Origin of the sequence: Thiobacillus sp., assembly GCF_013693775.1 — a bacterium.
GTDB lineage: Bacteria > Pseudomonadota > Gammaproteobacteria > Burkholderiales > Thiobacillaceae > Thiobacillus.
The window spans coordinates 1,803,819-1,825,238 of record NZ_CP059257.1 but is presented as its reverse complement, the minus strand read 5'-3'; the positions used below and the strand labels follow the sequence as shown (position 1 = coordinate 1,825,238).

The following is a 21,420-nucleotide window of genomic DNA, read 5'->3' as shown; positions in this document are numbered from 1 at the left end:
AATGGCTAAGGAAAAATTCGAGCGGACGAAACCGCACGTAAACGTTGGCACCATTGGACACGTTGACCACGGCAAGACCACCTTGACCGCGGCGATCACCACCATTCTGTCGAAGAAATTTGGCGGGGCTGCCAAGAAGTATGATGAGATTGATTCCTCGCCCGAAGAGAAAGCGCGCGGCATCACCATCAACACCGCCCACGTCGAATACGAGACGGCCAAGCGCCACTACGCCCACGTCGACTGCCCGGGTCACGCCGACTACGTCAAGAACATGATTACTGGTGCTGCCCAGATGGACGGCGCCATTCTCGTCGTATCCTCCGCCGACGGCCCCATGCCCCAGACCCGCGAGCACATCCTGCTGGCCCGTCAGGTTGGCGTGCCCTACATCATCGTCTACATGAACAAGGCCGACATGGTCGACGACGCCGAACTGCTCGAGCTCGTCGAAATGGAAATCCGTGAACTCCTGTCCAAGTACGACTTCCCGGGCGACGACACCCCCATCATCGTGGGCTCCGCCCTGAAAGCCCTCGAAGGCGACCAGAGCGACATCGGCGAGCCCAGCATCATGAAACTGGCCGACGCCCTCGACAACTACATTCCCGAGCCCGAGCGCGCCATCGACAAGCCCTTCCTGATGCCCGTTGAAGACGTCTTCTCCATCTCCGGTCGCGGCACCGTTGTCACCGGTCGTGTCGAGCGCGGCGTCATCAAGGTTGGCGAAGAAATCGAGATCGTCGGCATCGTCCCCACCGTCAAGACCACCTGCACCGGCGTCGAAATGTTCCGCAAGCTGCTCGACCAGGGCCAGGCGGGCGACAACGTCGGCGTCCTGCTGCGTGGCACCAAGCGTGAAGAAGTCCAGCGTGGCCAGGTTCTGGCCAAGCCCGGCTCCATCAAGCCGCACACCAAGTTCTCGGCCGAGATCTACGTGCTGTCGAAGGACGAAGGGNGTCGTCACACCCCGTTCTTCAACGGCTACCGTCCGCAGTTCTATTTCCGTACCACCGACGTCACGGGCAGCATCGAGCTGCCGGCTGGCACCGAGATGGTGATGCCTGGCGACAACGTCAGCATCAAAGTCTCGCTGATTCAGCCGATCGCCATGGACGAAGGTCTGCGTTTCGCCATCCGCGAAGGCGGTCGTACCGTCGGTGCGGGTGTCGTGGCCAAGATCGAAGAGTAAGGCTCAATAATGCAAAACCAGAAAATCCGCATCCGCCTGAAGGCGTTTGACTACAAACTGATCGACCAGTCCGCGCTCGAAATCGTGGAAACCGCCAAGCGCACGGGCGCCGTGGTCAAGGGCCCGGTCCCGCTGCCGACCTCGATCGAGCGTTTTGACGTGCTGCGTTCGCCCCACGTCAACAAGGCGTCGCGCGACCAGTTCGAGATCCGTACCCATCGCCGCCTGATGGACATCATGGACCCGACCGACAAGACGGTCGATGCCCTGATGAAGCTGGATCTGCCTGCCGGCGTGGACGTCGAAATCAAGTTGTAAAAAGCGGGCGGCTTGGGTATACTGCCGCCCCTTCAGTTGTACCAATAGTCGCCGGTCAATTGTAATCGGCACCTAAAACCCTTGTCCGCAGCTTCGGCTGCCGGCTTGAGATAGGAAATACAAAGATGAGTATCGGGCTCGTTGGCCGCAAGGTCGGCATGACCCGCATTTTTACCGAGAACGGTGCGTCCGTTCCGGTGACGGTGCTGGAAATGTCAAACAATCGTGTGACGCAAGTGCGCACGCCAGAAAATGACGGTTATTCCGCTGTGCAGGTTGCTTACGGCAGCCGTCGCAATAGCCGTGTCAATAAATCGGAAGCCGGACATTACGCCAAGGCGGGTGTGGATGCGGGCGAGCTGCTGCGTGAATTCCGCGTGCCTGCCGACGTCGCTGCCCAATACCAGGCGGGCGCCACGGTTTCTGTCGAGGTGCTTCAGGCGGGGCAGAAGGTGGATGTTACAGGTGTGACGCAGGGCAAGGGCTTTGCGGGCACCATCAAGCGCCATAACTTCAAATCGCAACGCGCCACCCATGGCAACTCGCGTTCGCACAACGTGCCAGGCTCGATCGGCATGGCGCAGGATCCGNGTCGTGTTTTCCCGGGCAAGCGCATGTCCGGCCATATGGGTGCGGTCACCTGCACCAAGCAGAACCTTGAGGTTGTGCGTGTCGATGTGGAGCGTGGTCTGGTGCTGTTGAAAGGCGCCGTTCCGGGTTCCAAGGGTGGTCATGTCGTGGTGCGCCCGGCAGTGAAAGGGGTGCCTGATGGATTTGACGATCATTAACGAGCAGGGGCAGGATGTGACCAGCCTCGCTGTCTCCGACGAAACCTTCGGCCGCGACTACAACGAAGCGCTGGTGCACCAGGTGGTGACCGCGTTCCAGGCCAATGCGCGCAGCGGAAACCGCGCGCAGCAGACGCGTGCCGAGGTGACGGCTTCCACGCACAAGCCGTGGCGCCAAAAAGGCACCGGCCGCGCGCGTTCTGGCCGTACCTCCAGCCCGATCTGGCGTGGGGTGGCGTGACCTTCCCGAACAAGCCGAACGAGAACTTCACCCATAAGGTGAACCGCAAGATGTATCGTGCCGGCTTGGCGACCATCCTGTCGCAGCTGGCGCGCGAGGGCAAGCTCAAGGTTGTCGAAAGCCTGGGCATCGAGTCCCCCAAAACCAAGGTGCTTGCCAACAAACTCAAGTCGATGGGTTATGGCAAGGTCATGATCATTGCCGACAGCGTGGACGACAACCTGTGGCTGTCTTCGCGCAACCTGCCGAACGTCTACGTGGTCGAGCCGCATCAGGCCGATCCGTGGAGTCTGGTCAAATTCGGTAACGTGCTGATCACCAAGGCGGCGGTCAAGCAGTTTGAGGAGATGGTGTGATGAGTGCGATCAGTCAGGAGCGTCTGCTCAAAGTCATTCTCGCGCCGGTGATCTCCGAAAAGAGCACGCGCGTGGCCGACAAACTGAATCAGGTTGTTTTTCGTGTGTTGCCCGACGCAACCAAGCGGGAAATCGGCGCAGCGGTTGCCAGCCTGTTCAAGGTTGAGGTGACGGGTGTGCAGGTGCTGAACGTCAAGGGCAAGGTCAAGCGCTCCGGTCGTGTCATGGGTCGCCGTGACAACTGGAAGAAAGCGTATGTCACCCTGAAGCCGGGTCAGGACATCGACTTCGCGTCCGGTCAGTAAGGGAGAAAATCATGGCATTGATCAAAGTCAAACCTACCTCTGCCGGTCGCCGCGCGGTCGTCAAGGTCGTTACACCTGGCCTGCATAAAGGCAAACCCGTTGCTGCACTGCTCGAGCCCAAGAAGCGCGGTTCGGGCCGCAACAACAACGGGCATATTACGGTTCGCCACAAAGGCGGCGGTCACAAGCAGCATTACCGCGTGGTCGATTTCCGTCGCAACAAGGACGGCATTCCGGCAACTGTCGAGCGCTTGGAGTACGACCCCAACCGCTCCGCGCACCTCGCCCTGCTGTGCTACGCGGACGGCGAGCGTCGTTACATCATTGCCCCTCGCGGCATTGCCGCGGGTGCTCAGCTGGTGAGCGGCGCCGAAGCGCCGATCAAGGCCGGCAACTGCCTGCCGCTGCGCAGCATCCCGGTCGGCAGCACGGTGCACTGCGTCGAAATGATGCCGGGCAAGGGCGCGCAGATCGCACGTTCCGCTGGCACCTCGGTCCAGTTGCTGGCGCGCGAAGGCAGCTACGCTCAATTGCGTCTGCGTTCGGGTGAAATCCGCAAGGTGCACGTCGACTGTCGCGCGACTCTGGGCGAGTGCGGCAACGAAGAGCACAGCCTGCGTTCGATCGGCAAGGCCGGCGCAATGCGCTGGCGCGGTGTTCGTCCGACCGTGCGCGGTGTCGTGATGAACCCGGTCGACCACCCGCATGGTGGTGGTGAGNGTCGCACCGCGGCGGGTCGTCATCCGGTCAGCCCGTGGGGTACGCCGACCAAGGGGTATCGTACCCGCAGTAACAAGCGCACCTCCAACATGATCGTCCGCCGCCGTCACGCGCGCTGATTGAGGTAGAAAGATATGGCACGTTCAATTAAAAAGGCCCGTTCGTCGACGGGCACCTGCTGAAAAAATTGAAGCCGTTCGCGGTTCCAATGACAAGCGCCCGATCAAGACCTGGTCGCGTCGTTCCACCGTGTTGCCCGATTTCATCGGTCTGACGATTGCGGTGCACAACGGCCGCCAGCATGTGCCGGTGTTCGTGACCGAAAACATGGTCGGCCACAAGCTGGGTGAGTTTTCCCTGACGCGTACCTTCAAGGGCCACGTTGCGGACAAGAAGGCGAAGAAATAAGGAGCGCATGATGGAAGTTTCTGCAATTTTGCGTGGTACCCGCCTGTCCGCACAGAAAGGCCGTCTGGTTGCTGACCAGATCCGCGGCCTGCGCGTGGAAAAGGCGCTGAATATTCTGGCCTTCAGCCCGAAANAAGGCGCGGGCATCATCAAGAAGGTGCTCGAGTCGGCGATCGCTAATGCCGAGCACAACGAAGGTGCCGACATCGATACCCTGAAAGTCAAGACGATTTATGTCGACCAGGGGTCGGTGCTTAAGCGCTTCACTGCCCGCGCCAAAGGCCGTGGCAACCGTATTAGCAAACCGACCTGTCACATCACCGTGACGGTCGGCGATTAAGGAAGCGGCATGGGACAAAAATACATCCGATTGGGTTCCGTCTTGGTGTTCAACGCATATGGACGGCCAAGTGGTACGGTTCGAACCGCAACTTCTCAAGCACCCTGCTTGAGGACATCAAGGTTCGTGACTATCTGAAGAAGAAGCTTGCCCATGCTTCGGTCTCGAAGGTGCTGATCGAGCGCCCGGCGAAGAATGCGCGCATCACGATCTTCAGCGGCCGCCCCGGTGTGGTGATCGGCAAGAAGGGTGAGGATATCGAAGTGCTGCGCAGCGAGCTGGCGCGCCTGATGTCGGTGCCTGTGCACGTCAATATTGAGGAAGTGCGCAAACCGGAGACCGATGCCCAGATCATCGCCGACGGTATCGCCCAGCAGCTGGAGAAGCGCGTGATGTTCCGCCGCGCCATGAAGCGCGCGATGCAGAACGCGATGCGCCTGGGTGCCCAGGGCATCAAGATCATGAGCTCGGGTCGCTTGAACGGTGCGGAAATCGCCCGTACCGAGTGGTATCGCGAAGGCCGTGTGCCGCTGCATACGCTGCGTGCAGAGATCGATTACGGCTTTGCCGAAGCGAAGACCACCTACGGCATCATCGGCATCAAGGTTTGGGTCTACAAGGGCGATGNNCGCTGAATCGCGGCGAACAGCCTGCGGCCGCTGAACAGGAAAAGCGCGGCAAGAAATCGGGAGTGAAACATGCTGCAGCCAGCTAGAAGAAAATATCGCAAGGAACAGAAGGGCCGTAACACCGGCTTGGCAACCCGCGGTGCCGATGTGAGTTTTGGCGATTTCGGCCTGAAAGCCGTCGGTCGTGGCCGTCTGACCGCGCGCCAGATCGAAGCTGCGCGCCGTGCGATGACTCGCCACATCAAGCGTGGTGGTCGTATCTGGATCCGTATCTTCCCGGATAAGCCGATTTCCCGTAAGCCGGCCGAAGTGCGGATGGGTAACGGTAAAGGCGCGCCTGAGTATTACGTCGCTGAAATCCAGCCGGGCAAGGTTTTGTACGAGATGGATGGTGTGAACGAAACGCTGGCACGCGAGGCATTCCGCCTGGCGGCGGCCAAACTGCCGATCGCGACCACCTTCGTGACCCGCATGATCGGGAGCTGAGTGATGAATACGAAAGAAATGCGCGGCAAGAATGCCGCAGAGTTGAAGCAGGAACTGGAATCGCTGTTGCGCGCCCACTTTGCATTGCGTATGCAGGTGGCCACCCAGCAGTCGAGCAAAACTGCTGATTTGGGCAAGCTGCGTCGCGATATTGCCCGTGTCAAGACCATTATGCGCGAGAAGGCGGGTCAAGCATGACTGAAGTCAAGAAGATGGTGCGCACGCTCACGGGGCGTGTGGTGAGCGACAAGATGAACAAGACGGTCACGGTTCTGGTTGAGCGCCGCGTGAAGCATCCGGTTATCGGCAAGGTGATCCGCCTGTCGAAAAAGTATCATGCCCACGATGAAAACAACGAGTTTCACGAGGGTGACATGGTTCAGATCGAGGAATCGCGCAAGCTTTCGCGTACCAAGGCGTGGACCGTCAGCAAACTGATCGAGCGCGCTCGCGTATAAGGCTTGCATCAGGTGCTCAAACCCGGTATAGTGCCGGGTTTTCCGGTTGGGGAGCCGGTTTTGAACCCGGTTCGCTGACTCAAGCAATCCCGCATCATGCGGGTGTTCTCCCGAACGGGTTCCAAAACTGGCCGCCTCTGTGGTGGATAAAGTTGGAGGCAATTAAATGATTCAGATGCAGTCCGTATTGGACGTGGCAGACAACACCGGTGCGCGCTCCGTCATGTGCATCAAGGTGCTGGGCGGCAGTCATCGCCGTTATGCAAGTGTGGGCGACATCATCAAGGTCAGCATCAAGGATGCTGCGCCGCGTGGCCGCGTGAAGAAGGGTGATATTTACAACGCCGTGGTGGTTCGTACCGCCAAGGGTGTTCGTCGCCCCGACGGTTCGCTGGTGCGCTTTGACGGCAATGCTGCCGTGTTGCTGAACAACAAATTAGAGCCGATCGGTACCCGTATTNTTGGGCCGGTTACCCGTGAGTTGCGTACCGAGAAGTTCATGAAGATCGTCTCGCTTGCGCCCGAGGTTCTGTGAGAGGGAATCATGGCACGAATTCGTAAAAGCGATCAGGTGATCGTCCTGGCCGGAAAAGACAAAGGCAAGCGCGGTACTGTGCTGCGTGTGCTGGATGACGGCCATGTGGTTGTTGAGGGTGTGAATCGGGCCAAGAAGCATCAAAAGCCGAATCCCATGCGCAACATCCAGGGCGGGATCGTCGAGAAAGAGATGCCGATCCAGGCTTCGAATGTCGCATTGTTCAATGTCGGCACGCAGAAAGCGGATCGCGTGGGTTACAAGATGCTGGAGGACGGCCGCAAGGTGCGGGTGTACNAAGTCCAATGGCGAAATGGTTGACGCTCAGGGGTGATCATGGCGCGTTTTCAAGAATTGTATCGTGAGACGGTGGTGCCCAAGCTGGTCGAGCAGTTTGGCTATAAATCCATCATGGAAGTGCCGCGCATCCAGAAGATTACCCTGAACATGGGGGTTGGCGAGGCAGTGGCTGACAAGAAGGTGATGGATCACGCGGTGGCGGACATGCAGAAGATCGCGGGCCAGAAGCCGGTCGTCACCAAGTCCAAGAAGTCGATTGCCGGTTTCAAGATCCGTGAGAACTATCCCGTCGGCTGTATGGTGACCCTGCGCCGCGCGCAGATGTACGAATTCCTGGATCGTCTGGTTACGGTGGCCATGCCGCGTATCCGCGACTTCCGGGGTATTTCGGGCAAGTCCTTCGATGGCCGTGGCAACTACAACATGGGTGTCAAGGAACAGATCATTNTTCCCGAGATCGAGTACGACAAGATCGATGCGTTGCGTGGTATGAACATCACGATCACCACCACCGCCAAGACTGATGATGAAGCGCGAGCTCTGCTTGCCGCCTTCAGTTTCCCGTTCAAGAATTGAGGTAGGCATGGCCAAGTTATCCTTGATCAATCGTGAAGAAAACGCGCGTATGGTGAAGAAATATGCCGCCAAGCGCGCCGAGCTCAAAGCCGTCATCGCCAGCGTGGCGACCAGCGACGAAGATCGCATGGCGGCATACAAGGCGTTGCAGGAATTGCCGCGTAATTCCAGCCCGGTGAGGCAGCGTAACCGTTGCCAATTGACGGGCCGTCCACGTGGCGTGTTCAGCAAGTTTGGCCTGGCGCGCGGGAAGCTGCGTGAATATGCGATGCGGGGCGAGATCCCGGGCATCGTCAAGGCTAGCTGGTAAGGGGTAGACGATATGAGTATGAGTGATCCCATCGCGGACATGCTGACCCGCATTCGCAATGCGCAGGCGGTTGAAAAGGCGGCTGTCACGATGCCCTCCTCCAAGGTCAAAGTGGCGATTGCCAAGGTGCTGAAAGACGAAGGTTACATCGAGGATTTCGCCGTTCGTGGCGAGGCCGGTAAGCCTGAACTCGAGTTGCAGTTGAAATATTACGCAGGCCGTCCGGTCATCGAGCGCATCGAGCGCGTCAGCAAGCCTGGTTTGCGCATCTATAAAGGTGCCGAAGACCTACCGCGTGTCATGAACGGCTTGGGTGTGGCAATCGTCTCCACCTCGAGCGGCGTGATGACTGATCGCCATGCGCGCGCCAAGGGCGTGGGTGGCGAAGTTCTGTGCGTGGTTGCGTAAGAGGGAGCGGATATGTCACGTGTAGCCAATAATCCTATTACGTTGCCGAAAGGTGTCGAAGTCACCTTGGGTGGCGCCATCTCCGTCAAGGGCCCGCTGGGCACCATGAGCCGGGCGATGTCGTCCGATGTGTCGGTTGCGCTCAATGAGGGTGTGCTGACCTTTGCGCCCGTCGGCGCAAGCATTCAGGCGAATGCCATGGCGGGGACCTTGCGTGCGCTGGTCAACAACATGGTGCAAGGTGTCCNNAAGGGATTCGAGAAGAAGCTGACGCTGGTTGGGGTCGGTTATCGCGCTCAAGCCCAGGGCGATGCGCTCAATTTGACGCTTGGTTTCTCGCATCCGGTCGTGCACAAGATGCCGGCTGGCATCAAGGTTGAGACCCCGACGCAGACTGAAATTGTGATCAAGGGCATTGATCGTCAGGCTGTTGGGCAGGTGGCCGCCGACGTGCGCGCATACCGTCCGCCGGAGCCCTACAAGGGCAAGGGCGTTCGCTATAGCGACGAAGTGGTCATCAAGAAAGAGACCAAGAAGAAGTAAGGCTTAAGGACAGATAATGAACACCAAGCAATCACGGATTCGCAGAGCGCGCAAAACCCGCGCCAAAATCGCGGCCGTCAAGGCGATTCGCCTGGCAATTCACCGCACCAACAGCCACATCTACGCCCAGATCNNATTTCGGCGGATGGCGGAACGGTCATGACCAGCGCGTCCTCGAACGACAAGGAACTGCGCGGCCAGCTGGCCAATGGCGGTAATGTGGCCGCCGCGGCGGCTGTGGGCAAGCGTCTGGCCGAAAAAGCCAAGGGCTTGGGCATTGAAAAAGTGGCTTTCGACCGAGCCGGCTTCAAGTTTCACGGGCGTGTGAAAGCCCTGGCTGAAGCGGCCCGCGAAGGCGGTTTGGCATTTTAACGAGGCAGAATCAAGATGGCCCGTACAGCACCTACGAGTAACGAAGAGCGCGGCGACGGCTTGCGCGAGAAGATGATTTCGGTCAACCGCGTCACCAAAGTGGTGAAGGGCGGCCGGATCATGGGTTTTGCCGCGCTGACCGTGGTTGGCGACGGCGATGGCGGTATCGGCATGGGCAAGGGCAAGTCCCGCGAAGTGCCGGTTGCCGTGCAGAAGGCCATGGAGGAAGCGCGTCGCAAGCTGGTCAAGATCAGCCTGAAGAATGGCACTTTCCACCATACGGTGGTGGGCCAGCATGGCGCCTCGCGCGTGCTGATCCAGCCGGCATCGGAAGGTACCGGCATTATCGCCGGCGGCGCGATGCGTGCGGTGTTCGAGGTCATGGGTGTGCAGAACGTGCTCGCCAAGTGCCTGGGTTCGACCAATCCCTATAACGTCGTGCGCGCCACGATCGACGGCTTGATGAAGATGTCCACGCCGTCCGAGATCGCGGCCAAGCGTGGCAAGTCTGTCGAAGACATTGCGGGGTAAGCCATGAGCGAGCAGAAGAAAATCAAGGTGACGCTGATCAAGAGCCTGATTGGCACCAAGGCGCCGCACCGCGCCTGTGTGCGCGGCCTGGGCCTGCGTCGGATGAACCATACCGTTGAAGTGCTGGATACGCCGGAAAACCGCGGAATGATTACCAAGGTTGCCTATCTGGTGAAGTGCGAGGCTTAAATGGAACTGAACAATATTAAACCGGCAGACGGTGCCAAGAAGGACAAGCGCCGCGTGGGTCGTGGCATTGGATCGGGCCTCGGCAAGACCGCGGGTCGCGGCCACAAAGGCCAGAAATCCCGTGCGGGCGGTTTCCACAAAGTGGGATTCGAAGGCGGCCAGATGCCTATGCATCGCCGTTTGCCGAAACGTGGCTTTGTCTCGTTGACCAAGGCGGATACGGCGCGCGTGCGCTTGTATGAACTGGCGGCAGTGGGCGTGGATGAGATTGATTTGCTGGTGCTGAAGCAGGCGGGTATCGTCAGCGCCAGCGCCAAGTCCGCCCGGATTTATCTGGCCGGCGAAATCGGCAAGGCGATCAAGCTGAGCGGGATCGCAGTGACCAAAGGTGCGCGCGCTGCGATCGAAGCAGCTGGCGGCAGTGTCGCCGAATAAGTCAGCGAGGACTCCGCTTTGGCCACGCCCAAAACCGGCTTGAACAAATACGGCGATCTCAAGCGTCGCTTGCTGTTTCTGCTTGGCGCCCTGATTGTCTACCGGATTGGCACGTTTATTCCGGTGCCGGGCATCGACCCGCTCGTCCTCGACCAGGTGTTCAAGTCGCAGCAGGGCGGCATCCTGGGCATGTTCAACATGTTTTCGGGCGGTGCATTGTCGCGTTTCAGCGTATTTGCGCTGGGGATCATGCCGTACATCTCGGCGTCGATCATTGTGCAAATGATGACCAGCGTGTCGCCGCAGTTGGAAGCCCTANAAAAAGAGGGTGAGGCCGGCCGGCGCAAGATTACGCAGTACACCCGCTACGGAACCTTGTTCCTGGCCGTATTCCAGGCCTTGGGCATCGCCATTGCACTGGAATCGCAAGCGGGCCTCGTCCTGGATCCTGGTCTGGCATTTCGTGCGATTACTGTGGTCACACTGACGGCAGGTACGATGTTCCTGATGTGGCTGGGCGAGCAGGTGACCGAACGCGGCTTGGGCAACGGCATCTCGATCATCATTTTTGCAGGGATCGCTGCGGGCTTGCCGCATGCGATTGGCGGTACGCTGGAACTGACGCGCACGGGTGCGTATTCGATCCCGCTCGTGTTGATGCTGTTTGTCGCCGTATTGCTGGTGACTGCGCTGGTTGTTTTTGTCGAGCGCGGCCAACGCAAGATTCTGGTCAACTATGCCAAACGCCAGGTTGGAAAAATGGTTGTGGGTGGCCAGAGTTCACATTTGCCGCTGAAGCTGAATATGGCCGGGGTGATCCCGCCGATTTTCGCTTCCAGCATCATTCTGTTCCCGGCCACGCTGGCGGGATGGTTCGGGAGCGGCGAGAGCATGAGCTGGCTGAAGGACATCGGGGCAACCCTGTCTCCCGGTCAGCCGGTATACGTGCTGTTGTACGCAATCGCGATCATATTCTTCTGTNTTTTCTATACGGCCCTTGTGTTCAATTCCAAGGAGACGGCAGATAACCTGAAGAAAAGCGGTGCGTTTGTGCCAGGTATCCGCCCGGGTGAGCAGACGGCGCGTTATATCGACAAGATCCTGACCCGGCTGACACTGGTGGGCGCGATTTACATCACGTTGGTGTGTTTGCTGCCCGAGTTTCTGATTTTGAAATGGAATGTTCCGTTCCACTTTGGCGGAACCTCTCTGCTGATTATTGTGGTGGTGACCATGGATTTCATGGCTCAAGTTCAGGCATATGTCATGTCGCACCAGTATGAAGGCTTGCTTAAGAAGGCCAATTTCAAGAACAGCTTGGCGGGGCGCTGATGTCTAAGGAAGATGTCATTCAGATGCAGGGTGAAGTGATCGAGAACCTGCCGAACGCCACCTTTCGAGTCAAGCTGGAAAACGGTCATGTGTTGTTAGGTCATATCTCCGGAAAAATGCGCATGCATTACATCCGCATCCTTCCGGGCGACAAGGTGACGGTGGAATTGACGCCGTACGATTTGACCAAAGGCCGGATTGTTTTCCGGGCCAAATGATTTTAACCGGCAGTCTCTGCCGGTGGATGAATGGAGAGAACCATGAGAGTGCAGGCTTCAGTCAAGAAAATGTGCCGTAAATGCAAGGTTGTGCGCCGCAAGGGCGTGGTGCGCGTGATCTGTGACGATCCGCGCCACAAGCAGCGCCAGGGCTAAACTGCCAAGTTTGTATCCGAGTCGACCCAAAGATGGGTTGACGTGTTATAATTTTTGTTTTGCGTTCGGAGCTTTGCGAATGGCTCGTATTGCTGGGGTTAATATCCCGAATCATCAACACGCGGTTATTGCGTTGACCGCCATTTACGGTATCGGCCGGACCACCTCCGGCAAGATTNTGCGACGCGACGGGGTTGCCCGTACGTCCAAAATCAAGGACCTGTCCGAAGCCGAAATGGAGCGCTTGCGTGAAGGCGTGGCCAAGTTCACGGTCGAGGGCGACCTGCGCCGTGAAATTACCATGAACATCAAGCGTTTGATGGATCTTGGCTGCTACCGTGGCTTCCGCCATCGCAAGGGTTTGCCAGTCCGTGGTCAGCGCACCCGTACCAATGCGCGTACCCGCAAGGGCCCGCGCAAGGCCATCAAAAAGTAAAGGTTAATCATGGCTACTAAAACAGCAGCGCGTGTACGCAAAAAGGTCAAGAAGAATGTCGCGGAAGGGATTGCGCATATTCACGCCTCGTTCAACAACACCATCGTGACCATCACCGACCGTCAGGGCAATGCCTTGTCGTGGGCGACGGCGGGTGGTGCGGGCTTCAAGNGGTCGCGCAAATCGACACCGTTTGCGGCGCAGGTTGCGGCCGAAAACGCCGGCAAGATGGCGCAGGAATACGGCGTCAAGAACCTGGAAGTGCGGATCAAGGGCCCTGGCCCCGGCCGCGAATCCACCGTGCGTGCGCTGAATGCGCTGGGTTTCAAGATCGTCGCGATCTCGGATGTGACCCCGATTCCGCATAACGGTTGCCGTCCCTCCAAAAGCGTCGTATCTAATTTCCAGGGAAAATCATGGCTCGTAATCTTGATCCCAAATGCCGTCAGTGCCGTCGTGAGGGCGAAAAGCTCTTTCTGAAGGGCGAGAAGTGCTTTACCGACAAATGCGCGATTGAACGTCGTGCCTATGCGCCTGGTCAGCATGGCCAGAAGAGCGGTGCACGCCTCTCCGGTTACGGCGTGCAACTGCGTGAAAAACAANAAATCCGCCGCATCTACGGCGTTCTCGAAGGCCAGTTCCGCCTGACCTACAAGCGCGCGGAAAGCCGCAAGGGCGTGACTGGTGAAAATCTGCTGTCCATGCTCGAGTCGCGTCTGGATTCGGTGTGCTACCGCATGGGCTTTGGCGCGTCGCGTACCGAGGCGCGTCAGGTGGTCCGCCACAACGGCATTACCGTGAACGGTCGCCGGGTCAATATCCCGTCGTATCAGGTTCGCGCAGGCGATGTGGTCGAGGTGGTGGACAAGGCGAAAGCCCATCTGCGTATCAAGGCAGCTGCCGAAGCGACTGCGGCGCGCGGCTATCCTGAATGGGTCGAGGTCGATGCGAAGGCGCTCAAGGGCACTTACAAAGCGGTCCCGCAACGCTCGGAACTGCCGTCGACGATCAACGAGTCGCTGGTCGTCGAGTTGTACTCCAAATAAGCTGAGACGGTCTTAAGGAAACGCACTTTATGCAAAGCGCTACGGAATTTCTCAAGCCGCGTATTGTGGAGGTGGATCGCGCCTCCCCGCTGCATGCCAAGGTCATTATGGAGCCTTTTGAGCGTGGCTATGGCCATACGCTCGGCAACGCGCTGCGTCGCATTCTGTTGTCTTCCATGGTGGGCTATGCGCCGACCGAAGTCGCCATCAGCGGCGTGGTTCACGAATACTCGACCATTGAAGGCGTGCAGGAAGATGTTGTCGACATCCTGCTGAACCTCAAGGGCATCGCATTCAAAATGCACGGCAAGTCCGAGGCATTGCTGAAAGTCTCCAAGGCCGGTGAAGGCGTCGTGACCGCGGGCGACATCGAGGTCGGCCACGACATCGAAGTGCTGAATCCCGATCACGTGATTGCCCACCTGACCAAGGGTGGCAAGCTGGACATGGAAATCAAGATCGAAGCGGGTCGCGGTTATCAGCCGGCCACCACGCGCAAGGTTTCAGATGAAACCCGTGCCGTCGGTTCGATCCTGGTCGATGCCTCGTTCAGCCCGGTGCGCCGTGTCGCCTACTCGGTCGAGAGTGCCCGCGTTGAGCAGCGTACCGACCTTGACCGTCTGGTGATCGATATCGAAACCAATGGTGTGGTCGAGCCAGAAGAAGCCGTGCGTACAGCCGCCCGCATCCTGGTGAACCAGCTGTCGGTGTTTGCCGATCTGGAAGGCACCCCGGCCGAATCCGAGTCGCCGCGTTCGCCGCAAGTCGATCCGCTGCTGCTGCGGCCGGTTGACGATCTCGAGCTGACCGTGCGTTCGGCCAACTGTCTGAAAGCCGAAAATATCTATTTCATCGGCGATCTGATCCAGCGTTCCGAGACCGAACTGCTGCGGACCNCCAATCTGGGCCGCAAGTCGCTGAACGAGATCAAGGATGTGTTGGCCTCCAAGGGGCTGTCCCTGGGCATGAAACTTGAGAACTGGCCGCCCGCAGGACTTGAGCGCCCCTGATTTACTGAACCGAAATCAACAATAAAGTGCGGGTCGCCGTGGCTGGCGGCCTTGCCCAAGAATACTGTCTGAAAGGAATAAGCCATGCGTCATCGTCAATCCAATCGCAAACTGAACCGTACTACCAGCCATCGCTTGGCCATGTTTCGCAACATGAGCGTGTCGCTGCTGAAGCACGAAGTCATCAAGACCACGCTGCCGAAGGCCAAGGAGCTGCGCCGCTTCGTCGAGCCGCTGATCACCTTGGGCAAGGAGCCTAGCCTGTCGAATCACCGCCTGGCATTCGACCGCCTGCGCGACCGCGACATGGTCGTCAAGCTGTTCGGTGAGTTGGGTCCCCGTTACAAGACGCGTCCTGGTGGTTATCTGCGCATTTTGAAATATGGCTTCCGGAATGGTGATAACGCACCGATGGCACTGGTCGAACTGGTCGATCGCCCCGATACCGATACGGCGGCGGTTGACGTCGAGTAAGGCGTCACCGATATTTCGCTATAAAAGCCGGGTCATCCCGGCTTTTTCATGTCAGGGCCGGATGCAATAGACCGGAGGGGGTCGAGGGCTTGCCGTCAGTTCGGTCCGTCAGGCATAGTCACCCTTCCCGGTCCCTATCGAATTGGAAAGCACGTGATCGTTCTCTTCACCGATTTTGGAACTCGAGATCCCTATGTGGGGCAGGTCAAGGCGCGCCTGGCGGAACATGCGCCCACACAGCAGGTGGTGGATCTCCTGCATGAGGCGCCCGATTTCAATCCCCATGCGGGCGCACATCTGCTGGCCGCGTTCGCGACCGTTTTTCCGCCGGGCAGCACGTTCCTAGCGGTGGTAGACNCCGGGGTGGGCACGCCGCGCCGCACGGCCGTAGTACTGGCAGGCGGGCGCTGGTTTGTCGGACCTGACAACGGCCTGTTATCCGTCATCGCTGCCCGTCATGCCGATGCCCGGTTGTGGCGCATTATCTGGGAACCAGAGGGCGTGTCTCCAACCTTTCATGGGCGCGACCTGTTTGCGCCGATCGCGGCCGAAATTGCACGCGGCGACTTCCCGACCGATAAACTGACATCGATCGAAGCGCTCGACGTTGAATTCGACGCAGGGGATCTGGCACGTGTCATCTACATCGATCACTACGGCAACGCCTGGACGGGTATGCGCGGGGTGCCACAGAACGCCCATGTCAGCGCAGCAGGTGAACGGTTCAAGCACGGAGAGAGTTTCGGTCTGGTCGGCAAAGGCGACGGATTCTGGTTCATCAATAGCGTGGGGTTGCTCGAACTGGCAGTCAATCGCGGAAGCGCCGCCACGACGTATGGCTTGGCGGTCGGCGACCCGGTCCAGGTTCAACGCCTGAACTGAATCGTGTTTTGCAAAGCCGTCAATCCAGACCAATCACGAGCGCACGGTAATCGTTGACATTGGTACGGGTGGGGCCGGTCACGACGAGATCGCCCAGGGCGGAAAAGAAACCGTGACTGTCGTGCGCAGTGAGCCGACCCTCAGCATCGAGTTCCNNAGCGCGTGCGCGTACCAGGGTGTCCGGTGTGAGCAGGGCGCCCGCATTGTCTTCGCTGCCATCGATCCCGTCCGTGTCGCAGGCGATCGCCCAGGCGGGCGTCTCGCGCAGCGCAAGCGCCAGGGCCAGCAGAAATTCGCTATTGCGGCCTCCCCGACCATGCCTGGGCTGCAAGGCGACGGTGGTTTCTCCGCCGGAGATGAGGGCGAGCGTCTGTCGACGTGCCAATGCATGCACCAATGCGGCATGATGACGTGCCACGCTTTGTGCATCGTCCCCGACCTTGTCCGAAAGCAGAAAAGCGGGGATCCCGTGCTGTTCGAAATATCGGACTGCCGCCATCAGACTGTCGTGCGCGCATGCGATCACACGGTTCTCCATCCTGGCGAAGCAGGCGTTCCCCGGCTTGGGCGTGTCCGGAAGACACCCTGCGGCACAGGCTTCAAGATGGTGCCTGACGCCTTCCGGCGGGGTTATCCGCAACCGCTGCAATTGTTCAAGGGCGTCGACGCAGGAACTGACGTCGGGCGCGCAGGGACCTGATGCGATGGAGCCCGGATCGTCGCCGACCACATCGGAAATGATCAGCGCCAGTCCGTGGGCCGCTTGGGCAGCCTGAGCCAACTGGCCACCCGATAAGCGGGTGAGATGCTTGCGCACGGTGTTGATGTCGTGAATGCTTGCGCCAGCATGCAGAAGCGCCTTGGTCACCTGACGCAATTCCTTCAGGGTCACGCCTTCGACTGGCGCGGCGAGCAGGCTGGAGCCGCCACCTGAAATCAACACCAGCAAGAGATCGTCCGGACCCAGTTGACGACTCATGTCCAGCATACGCAGGGCGGCCGCTTCGCCGCGTCCGTCGGGCAGCGGATGACTGGCTTCCACGATCTCGATGCGGCGGGTGGGTAGACCGTGCAGATAGCGTGTGACGACCAATCCGGCCAGCGGTGCGTCCGCTGGCCAGTGGGTCTCGACGGCAACCGCCATGCTGGCAGCGGCTTTGCCGCCACCGGCCACCAGCGTGCGGCCGCGCGGNGGCGACGGCAGATGCGATGGCAGGATATGCCCGGGGTCGGCTGCGGCGACCGCGGCCTGGAATGAGCCCAGCAGCAGCGAGCGTGGATCCATGTGGCGAAATTGAAAAGGCGAGACCCAATTGTAGGGGCTACGTTTTGAGATGGCGCTCGCCGGATTTCAAAATGAAAACGGCCAGGAAGTCCTGACCGTTGAGTATTTGAGCGCCTGGATTACTCCTTGGCGGCGTCCTTGGCCTTATCGGCCATTTCCTGTGCCTTGTCTGCGCCTGCAGATGCCGCATCGGCCGCATGCTGGGCGGCCGTGGCGGCTGCGTCTTGGGTGGACTCGGCCGCTGACGAGGCAGCCGCGCTTGCGGCATCGGCTGCTGACTTGGCCGCTTCCGCAGTCGAATCTGCTGCGGCGCCTGCGGCTTCCTTGGCCTGATCCATGGCAGGGGCAGCAGCCTCTTGCGCTTTTTGGCATGCAGTGAGGGCAAGTGCGGCGAGAAGTGCGACGAGAAGTTTGGATTGCATGGAAAGTCTCCCTGGTGTGCGTGGAAAAATGCAGAGTTAATTTTCTGCAAATCTATTTCTAGTGCAAAAGCCCGATGAAACAAGCCTCGGCACGGCGCGGCCTGCTTTACGATTTTCCCGTCAGAACGATTCGTCGTCGCGCAGATAGCGCCACTGTCCGGGAGGGAGCTCGCCCAGCCGCACCCGGCCGATGCGCACGCGCTTGAGTCCCACCACTTTCAGTCCGACCAGTTCGCACATGCGGCGGATCTGGCGCTTGCGGCCTTCCTTCAGCACAAAGTGCAACTGGTCGGCGTTCTGCCAACTCACTTTGGCCGGGCGCAGTCTGCGGCCATCGAGCGAGAGGCCGTGATTGAGCAGCGCGAGCCCCTTTTCATCCAGTCGGCCCTCGACCCGCACCAGATATTCCTTCTCGATCCCGGAATCCTCGCCGATCAGCTGCTTGGCAACGCGTCCGTCCTGGGTCAGCACCAGCAGGCCGGTGGAGTCGATGTCGAGCCGGCCGGCGGGCGCCAGGCCTTTGAGGTGGGAGGGGTGGAATGCCTGCCCGGCGCGCCCACTCTGCCACAGCGTGTCGGGGCGGATCAGGACGACGGCCGGCTGGTAACCCGGCTCAGGTTGGCCGGAGACATAGCCGACCGGCTTGTGCAACAGGATCGTGACGCGCTGCTGCTGCTGCGCACTGGCGGCGTTGTCCAGGCGGATCGCGCAATCGGGGTCGACCTTGGTGCCGAGTTCGCTGACCCGGCGGCCGTCGACGAATACGAGTCCTTTCTCGATGTAGCTATCGGCCTCGCGGCGTGAGCAGAGGCCGCGCTCGGACATCAGCTTGGAAAGGCGGACCGGCTCAGCCATGTCAGTGCTTGGACAGCACCGGCTGCAGGTATTGGCCAGTGTGGCTGGCCGGGTTGTCGGCTACGGTCTCCGGCGTGCCCTCGGCGATGATCAGGCCGCCGCCGGCGCCGCCTTCCGGGCCGAGGTCGATCAGCCAGTCGGCGGTCTTGATGACGTCGAGGTTGTGCTCGATGACGACCACGCTGTTGCCGGCGTCGGAAAGCCGCTGCAGCACCTTCAGCAGCAGGTCGATGTCGGCAAAGTGCAGGCCGGTGGTCGGTTCGTCGAGGATATAGAGCGTGCGGCCGGTGTCGCGCTTGGACAGTTCGAGTGCGAGCTTGACCCGCTGCGCCTCGCCGCCCGACAGCGTGGTGGCCGACTGGCCGAGGCGGATGTAGCCGAGGCCGACGTCGAGCAGGGTCTGCAGCTTGCGTTTGACCACAGGCACCGCGGCGAAGAAGTCGTGCGCCTGCTCGATGGTCATCTCCAGCACGTCGCGGATGGTCTTGCCCTTGTACTGCACCTCCAGCGTCTCACGGTTGTAGCGTGCGCCATGGCAGACGTCGCACGGCACGTAGATGTCGGGCAGGAAGTGCATCTCGACCTTGATCACGCCATCGCCCTGGCAGGCCTCGCAGCGTCCGCCCTTGACGTTGAAGCTGAATCTTCCCGGCCCGTAGCCGCGTGCACGCGCCTCCGGCACACCGGCGAAGAGCTCCCGAATCGGAGTGAAAAGCCCCGTATAGGTCGCCGGGTTGGAGCGCGGGGTGCGGCCGATCGGTGACTGGTCGACGTTGATCACCTTGTCGAAAAATTCCAGTCCTTGGATATCATCGTGCGGCGCCGGCTCGGCTGACGAGCCGTACAGATGACGCGCGACGGCGGTATAGAGCGTGTCGTTGATCAGCGTCGACTTGCCCGAGCCCGACACGCCGGTGATGCAGACGAACAGGCCGACCGGCAGCTTGAGCGTGACGTGCTTCAGGTTGTTGCCGCTGGCGTTCGTCACCACCAGCTGCCGGTCAGTGTCGGGCTGACGGCGTTTCTTCGGGATGGCGATGCGGCGCCGGCCGGACAGGAACTGTCCGGTGAGCGAGTTCTTGCTGAGACGGATTTCCTCCGGCGTGCCCTCGGCCACCACCTCACCGCCGTGCACGCCGGCCCCGGGCCCNATGTCGACCACATAGTCGGCCGCGCGGATCGCGTCCTCGTCGTGCTCGACCACCAGCACCGAGTTGCCGATGTCGCGCAGGTGCTTGAGCGTCGCCAGCAGGCGGTCGTTGTCGCGCTGGTGCAGGCCAATCGACGGCTCGTCGAGCACGTACATCACGCCGGTCAGGCCCGAGCCGATCTGCGAGGCCAGGCGGATGCGCTGCGACTCGCCGCCGGAGAGCGTGTCGGCGGAACGGTCGAGCGACAGGTAGTCGAGCCCGACGTTGTTGAGGAAGCCGACGCGGGCGACGATCTCCTTGACGATTTTGTCGGCGATCTGGGCCCGGTGGCCTTCGAGCGTCAGCGATTCGAAAAAGCCCAGCACCTGTTTCAGCGGCATCGCGCTGACCTCGAAGATCGGCACACCGCCGACCATCACGTGGCGCGCCTCCTCGCGCAGCCGCGTGCCGTGGCAGGACGGGCAGGGTTTGTTGTTCTGGTACTTGGCGAGTTCCTCGCGCACCGCCATCGAGTCGGACTCGTGGTAGCGCCGCTCCATGTTGGCGAGCACGCCCTCGAACGGATAGCTTCTCGTCGTGTAACCGCCGCGCGGCGCTAGCGTCTGGAAGGCAATCGCTTCCTTGCCACTGCCGTTCAGGATCACGTCCTGGATCCGCGCCGGCAGCGATTCCCACGGCGTGTCGAGGTCGAAGCCGTAATGCATCGCCAGGCTCTGTAGCATCATGTAGAAAAACTGATTGCGCTTGTCCCAGCCCTTGATTGCCCCGCTTGCCAGCGACAGGTGCGGGAAGGCGACCACGCGCGCCGGGTCGAAGAAGGTGATCTGGCCCAACCCATCACACTGGCTGCACGCGCCCATCGGGTTGTTGAACGAGAACAGGCGTGGTTCCAGTTCGGGCAGCGCGTAGCTGCACACCGGGCAGGCGAACTTGGCGGAGAACAGATGCTCCTTGCCGGAGTCCATTTCCACCGCGAGCGCGCGGCCGTCGGCGTGTCTGAGTGCGGTTTCGAAGCTTTCGGCGAGGCGCTGCTTGGCGTCGGCCCGCACCTTCAAGCGGTCGACCACCACCTCGATGGTGTGCTTCTTGTTCTTGTCGAGCTTGGGCACGGTGTCGATCTCGTGCACCTTGCTGTCGACGCGCACCCGCACGAAACCCTGCGCGCGCAATTCGGCGAACAGTTCGAGGTTCTCGCCTTTTCTGCCCACCACCAGCGGGGCCAGGATCATCAGTTTGGTGTCCTCGGGCAGCGCCAGCACCGCGTCGACCATCTGCGACACCGTCTGCGCCGCCAGCGTGATGCCGTGCTCGGGGCATTGCGGATCGCCGACGCGGGCGTACAACAGGCGTAGGTAATCGTGGATTTCGGTGACCGTGCCGACGGTCGAGCGCGGGTTATGGCTGGTCGCCTTCTGCTCGATCGAGATTGCAGGCGAGAGGCCCTCGATCAGATCGACGTCGGGCTTCTCCATCAGTTGCAGGAACTGACGCGCATAGGCCGACAGCGATTCGACGTAGCGCCGCTGGCCCTCGGCGTAGAGTGTGTCGAACGCGAGCGAGGACTTGCCCGAGCCCGACAGCCCCGTGATCACCACCAGCTTGTTGCGCGGCAGATCGAGGTTGACGTTCTTCAGGTTGTGGGTGCGGGCGCCACGGATGCGGATGAATTCCATTGGTCAGGGTGCGTGAGGCGTAATTCGCAACCTGCTAATA

At 60.2% G+C, this 21,420-nt stretch carries 29 protein-coding genes and 6 pseudogenes; 31 read left to right on the top strand and 4 right to left on the bottom strand.

What is annotated here, in order from left to right; genetic code table 11:
* Nucleotide 1: 1 nt before the first annotated feature.
* From tuf to HZY77_RS08915, 31 genes and pseudogenes are all read left to right on the top strand, one after another.
* Nucleotides 2-1,192 (top strand): elongation factor Tu, encoded by a 1,191-nt coding sequence (tuf, locus tag HZY77_RS09065; RefSeq protein ID WP_296813982.1) that lies wholly within the window; start codon nucleotides 2-4, stop codon nucleotides 1,190-1,192.
* Between the two features lie 9 nt (nucleotides 1,193-1,201).
* The gene (gene rpsJ / locus HZY77_RS09060; protein ID WP_296636924.1) at nucleotides 1,202-1,510 is read left to right on the top strand and encodes a 30S ribosomal protein S10; all 309 of its coding nucleotides are present in this window, start codon (nucleotides 1,202-1,204) and stop codon (nucleotides 1,508-1,510) included.
* A 125-nt stretch (nucleotides 1,511-1,635) separates the two neighbouring features.
* A complete protein-coding gene (gene rplC / locus HZY77_RS09055; RefSeq protein WP_296813979.1) occupies nucleotides 1,636-2,298 on the top strand; it encodes a 50S ribosomal protein L3 in 663 nt (220 codons plus the stop codon).
* Nucleotides 2,279-2,895 (top strand): annotated as a pseudogene (gene rplD / locus HZY77_RS09050) (50S ribosomal protein L4). Before rplC ends, rplD begins: the two are co-directional and overlap by 20 nt.
* On the top strand, nucleotides 2,895-3,200 hold the full coding sequence (rplW, locus tag HZY77_RS09045; protein WP_296813977.1) for a 50S ribosomal protein L23: 306 nt from the start codon (nucleotides 2,895-2,897) through the stop codon (nucleotides 3,198-3,200). Before rplD ends, rplW begins: the two are co-directional and overlap by 1 nt.
* 11 nt (nucleotides 3,201-3,211) lie before the next feature.
* Complete coding sequence (rplB, locus tag HZY77_RS09040) at nucleotides 3,212-4,039, top strand: 50S ribosomal protein L2 (RefSeq protein ID WP_296813975.1); 828 nt, start codon at nucleotides 3,212-3,214, stop codon at nucleotides 4,037-4,039.
* 15 nt (nucleotides 4,040-4,054) lie between these two features.
* Nucleotides 4,055-4,328 (top strand): annotated as a pseudogene (gene rpsS, locus HZY77_RS09035) (30S ribosomal protein S19).
* A gap of 10 nt (nucleotides 4,329-4,338) precedes the next feature.
* On the top strand, nucleotides 4,339-4,668 hold the full coding sequence (gene rplV, locus HZY77_RS09030) for a 50S ribosomal protein L22 (protein ID WP_296813973.1): 330 nt from the start codon (nucleotides 4,339-4,341) through the stop codon (nucleotides 4,666-4,668).
* Nucleotides 4,638-5,383 (top strand): annotated as a pseudogene (gene rpsC, locus HZY77_RS09025) (30S ribosomal protein S3). Before rplV ends, rpsC begins: the two are co-directional and overlap by 31 nt.
* Complete coding sequence (gene rplP, locus HZY77_RS09020) at nucleotides 5,367-5,783, top strand: 50S ribosomal protein L16 (protein WP_018507840.1); 417 nt, start codon at nucleotides 5,367-5,369, stop codon at nucleotides 5,781-5,783. Before rpsC ends, rplP begins: the two are co-directional and overlap by 17 nt.
* Nucleotides 5,784-5,786: 3 nt before the next feature.
* Nucleotides 5,787-5,981 carry a 50S ribosomal protein L29 gene (gene rpmC / locus HZY77_RS09015; protein WP_018507841.1) on the top strand — a complete coding sequence of 65 codons (195 nt, stop codon included), beginning with the start codon at nucleotides 5,787-5,789 and terminating at the stop codon, nucleotides 5,979-5,981.
* Nucleotides 5,978-6,241 carry a 30S ribosomal protein S17 gene (gene rpsQ / locus HZY77_RS09010; protein ID WP_018507842.1) on the top strand — a complete coding sequence of 88 codons (264 nt, stop codon included), beginning with the start codon at nucleotides 5,978-5,980 and terminating at the stop codon, nucleotides 6,239-6,241. The genes rpmC and rpsQ overlap by 4 nt, the downstream gene beginning before the upstream one ends.
* A gap of 166 nt (nucleotides 6,242-6,407) precedes the next feature.
* Complete coding sequence (rplN, locus tag HZY77_RS09005; protein WP_296813971.1) at nucleotides 6,408-6,776, top strand: 50S ribosomal protein L14; 369 nt, start codon at nucleotides 6,408-6,410, stop codon at nucleotides 6,774-6,776.
* A gap of 9 nt (nucleotides 6,777-6,785) precedes the next feature.
* Nucleotides 6,786-7,110 (top strand): annotated as a pseudogene (gene rplX, locus HZY77_RS09000) (50S ribosomal protein L24).
* Nucleotides 7,111-7,112: 2 nt separating this feature from the next.
* Nucleotides 7,113-7,652, top strand: a complete 540-nt coding sequence (gene rplE, locus HZY77_RS08995) for a 50S ribosomal protein L5 (protein WP_296813969.1) — start codon at nucleotides 7,113-7,115, stop codon at nucleotides 7,650-7,652.
* 7 nt (nucleotides 7,653-7,659) lie between these two features.
* Nucleotides 7,660-7,962 (top strand): 30S ribosomal protein S14, encoded by a 303-nt coding sequence (gene rpsN, locus HZY77_RS08990; RefSeq protein ID WP_296813967.1) that lies wholly within the window; start codon nucleotides 7,660-7,662, stop codon nucleotides 7,960-7,962.
* Between the two features lie 12 nt (nucleotides 7,963-7,974).
* Nucleotides 7,975-8,370, top strand: a complete 396-nt coding sequence (gene rpsH, locus HZY77_RS08985; protein WP_018507847.1) for a 30S ribosomal protein S8 — start codon at nucleotides 7,975-7,977, stop codon at nucleotides 8,368-8,370.
* Between the two features lie 12 nt (nucleotides 8,371-8,382).
* Complete coding sequence (gene rplF / locus HZY77_RS08980) at nucleotides 8,383-8,913, top strand: 50S ribosomal protein L6 (RefSeq protein ID WP_296813966.1); 531 nt, start codon at nucleotides 8,383-8,385, stop codon at nucleotides 8,911-8,913.
* Between the two features lie 16 nt (nucleotides 8,914-8,929).
* Nucleotides 8,930-9,285: pseudogene (gene rplR / locus HZY77_RS08975) on the top strand (50S ribosomal protein L18).
* A gap of 15 nt (nucleotides 9,286-9,300) precedes the next feature.
* Nucleotides 9,301-9,816, top strand: a complete 516-nt coding sequence (gene rpsE / locus HZY77_RS08970) for a 30S ribosomal protein S5 (RefSeq protein WP_018507850.1) — start codon at nucleotides 9,301-9,303, stop codon at nucleotides 9,814-9,816.
* 3 nt (nucleotides 9,817-9,819) lie between these two features.
* Nucleotides 9,820-10,005: a 50S ribosomal protein L30 gene (gene rpmD / locus HZY77_RS08965; RefSeq protein ID WP_018507851.1), complete on the top strand. Its 186-nt coding sequence runs from the start codon at nucleotides 9,820-9,822 to the stop codon at nucleotides 10,003-10,005.
* Entirely contained in the window at nucleotides 10,006-10,440 is a 435-nt protein-coding gene (gene rplO, locus HZY77_RS08960; protein WP_296657914.1) for a 50S ribosomal protein L15, read from the top strand.
* Between the two features lie 18 nt (nucleotides 10,441-10,458).
* A complete protein-coding gene (secY, locus tag HZY77_RS08955; protein ID WP_296813964.1) occupies nucleotides 10,459-11,772 on the top strand; it encodes a preprotein translocase subunit SecY in 1,314 nt (437 codons plus the stop codon).
* Nucleotides 11,772-11,990 (top strand): translation initiation factor IF-1, encoded by a 219-nt coding sequence (gene infA / locus HZY77_RS08950; RefSeq protein WP_011310938.1) that lies wholly within the window; start codon nucleotides 11,772-11,774, stop codon nucleotides 11,988-11,990. The genes secY and infA overlap by 1 nt, the downstream gene beginning before the upstream one ends.
* 42 nt (nucleotides 11,991-12,032) lie before the next feature.
* Complete coding sequence (gene rpmJ / locus HZY77_RS08945) at nucleotides 12,033-12,146, top strand: 50S ribosomal protein L36 (RefSeq protein WP_026240735.1); 114 nt, start codon at nucleotides 12,033-12,035, stop codon at nucleotides 12,144-12,146.
* A 79-nt stretch (nucleotides 12,147-12,225) separates the two neighbouring features.
* Nucleotides 12,226-12,582 carry a 30S ribosomal protein S13 gene (gene rpsM / locus HZY77_RS08940; protein WP_296813962.1) on the top strand — a complete coding sequence of 119 codons (357 nt, stop codon included), beginning with the start codon at nucleotides 12,226-12,228 and terminating at the stop codon, nucleotides 12,580-12,582.
* Between the two features lie 9 nt (nucleotides 12,583-12,591).
* A pseudogene (rpsK, locus tag HZY77_RS08935) lies at nucleotides 12,592-12,963 on the top strand (30S ribosomal protein S11); the annotation flags it as partial.
* Between the two features lie 35 nt (nucleotides 12,964-12,998).
* A complete protein-coding gene (gene rpsD / locus HZY77_RS08930; protein ID WP_296813960.1) occupies nucleotides 12,999-13,628 on the top strand; it encodes a 30S ribosomal protein S4 in 630 nt (209 codons plus the stop codon).
* A gap of 29 nt (nucleotides 13,629-13,657) precedes the next feature.
* Nucleotides 13,658-14,638, top strand: coding sequence for a DNA-directed RNA polymerase subunit alpha (rpoA, locus tag HZY77_RS08925; protein ID WP_296813958.1), 981 nt, complete (start codon nucleotides 13,658-13,660; stop codon nucleotides 14,636-14,638).
* Between the two features lie 84 nt (nucleotides 14,639-14,722).
* Nucleotides 14,723-15,112, top strand: a complete 390-nt coding sequence (gene rplQ / locus HZY77_RS08920) for a 50S ribosomal protein L17 (protein WP_296636237.1) — start codon at nucleotides 14,723-14,725, stop codon at nucleotides 15,110-15,112.
* Between the two features lie 153 nt (nucleotides 15,113-15,265).
* Nucleotides 15,266-15,994 (top strand): SAM-dependent chlorinase/fluorinase, encoded by a 729-nt coding sequence (locus HZY77_RS08915; RefSeq protein ID WP_296813956.1) that lies wholly within the window; start codon nucleotides 15,266-15,268, stop codon nucleotides 15,992-15,994.
* Between the two features lie 19 nt (nucleotides 15,995-16,013).
* On the opposite strand, the gene HZY77_RS08910 is transcribed toward HZY77_RS08915, so the two are convergent.
* The 4 genes from HZY77_RS08910 to uvrA all read right to left on the bottom strand — a co-directional run bounded on the left by HZY77_RS08910 (nucleotide 16,014) and on the right by uvrA (nucleotide 21,380).
* Complete coding sequence (locus HZY77_RS08910) at nucleotides 16,014-17,279, bottom strand: glycerate kinase (RefSeq protein WP_296813955.1); 1,266 nt, start codon at nucleotides 17,277-17,279, stop codon at nucleotides 16,014-16,016.
* Nucleotides 17,280-17,398: 119 nt separating this feature from the next.
* Nucleotides 17,399-17,701, bottom strand: a complete 303-nt coding sequence (locus HZY77_RS08905) for a hypothetical protein (RefSeq protein WP_296813954.1) — start codon at nucleotides 17,699-17,701, stop codon at nucleotides 17,399-17,401.
* A 120-nt stretch (nucleotides 17,702-17,821) separates the two neighbouring features.
* Nucleotides 17,822-18,556 (bottom strand): pseudouridine synthase, encoded by a 735-nt coding sequence (locus tag HZY77_RS08900; protein ID WP_296813953.1) that lies wholly within the window; start codon nucleotides 18,554-18,556, stop codon nucleotides 17,822-17,824.
* Between the two features lies 1 nt (nucleotide 18,557).
* A complete protein-coding gene (gene uvrA / locus HZY77_RS08895; RefSeq protein ID WP_296813951.1) occupies nucleotides 18,558-21,380 on the bottom strand; it encodes an excinuclease ABC subunit UvrA in 2,823 nt (940 codons plus the stop codon).
* Nucleotides 21,381-21,420 lie beyond the last annotated feature (40 nt).

Bases quoted from the DNA above. Each gene is read 5' to 3' on its own strand.
- rplP (WP_018507840.1), top strand. From the start codon at position 5,367: ATGCTGCAGCCAGCTAGAAGAAAATATCGCAAGGAACAGAAGGGCCGT.
- rpmJ (WP_026240735.1), top strand. From the start codon at position 12,033: ATGAGAGTGCAGGCTTCAGTCAAGAAAATGTGCCGTAAATGCAAGGTT.
- rpsQ (WP_018507842.1), top strand. From the start codon at position 5,978: ATGACTGAAGTCAAGAAGATGGTGCGCACGCTCACGGGGCGTGTGGTG.
- rpsH (WP_018507847.1), top strand. From the start codon at position 7,975: ATGAGTATGAGTGATCCCATCGCGGACATGCTGACCCGCATTCGCAAT.
- rplW (WP_296813977.1), top strand. From the start codon at position 2,895: ATGAGTGCGATCAGTCAGGAGCGTCTGCTCAAAGTCATTCTCGCGCCG.
- HZY77_RS08905 (WP_296813954.1), bottom strand. From the start codon at position 17,701: ATGCAATCCAAACTTCTCGTCGCACTTCTCGCCGCACTTGCCCTCACT.
- HZY77_RS08900 (WP_296813953.1), bottom strand. From the start codon at position 18,556: ATGGCTGAGCCGGTCCGCCTTTCCAAGCTGATGTCCGAGCGCGGCCTC.
- rpsJ (WP_296636924.1), top strand. From the start codon at position 1,202: ATGCAAAACCAGAAAATCCGCATCCGCCTGAAGGCGTTTGACTACAAA.
- infA (WP_011310938.1), top strand. From the start codon at position 11,772: ATGTCTAAGGAAGATGTCATTCAGATGCAGGGTGAAGTGATCGAGAAC.
- rpmC (WP_018507841.1), top strand. From the start codon at position 5,787: ATGAATACGAAAGAAATGCGCGGCAAGAATGCCGCAGAGTTGAAGCAG.
- rpmD (WP_018507851.1), top strand. From the start codon at position 9,820: ATGAGCGAGCAGAAGAAAATCAAGGTGACGCTGATCAAGAGCCTGATT.
- rplO (WP_296657914.1), top strand. From the start codon at position 10,006: ATGGAACTGAACAATATTAAACCGGCAGACGGTGCCAAGAAGGACAAG.
- rpsE (WP_018507850.1), top strand. From the start codon at position 9,301: ATGGCCCGTACAGCACCTACGAGTAACGAAGAGCGCGGCGACGGCTTG.
- rplQ (WP_296636237.1), top strand. From the start codon at position 14,723: ATGCGTCATCGTCAATCCAATCGCAAACTGAACCGTACTACCAGCCAT.
- rpsN (WP_296813967.1), top strand. From the start codon at position 7,660: ATGGCCAAGTTATCCTTGATCAATCGTGAAGAAAACGCGCGTATGGTG.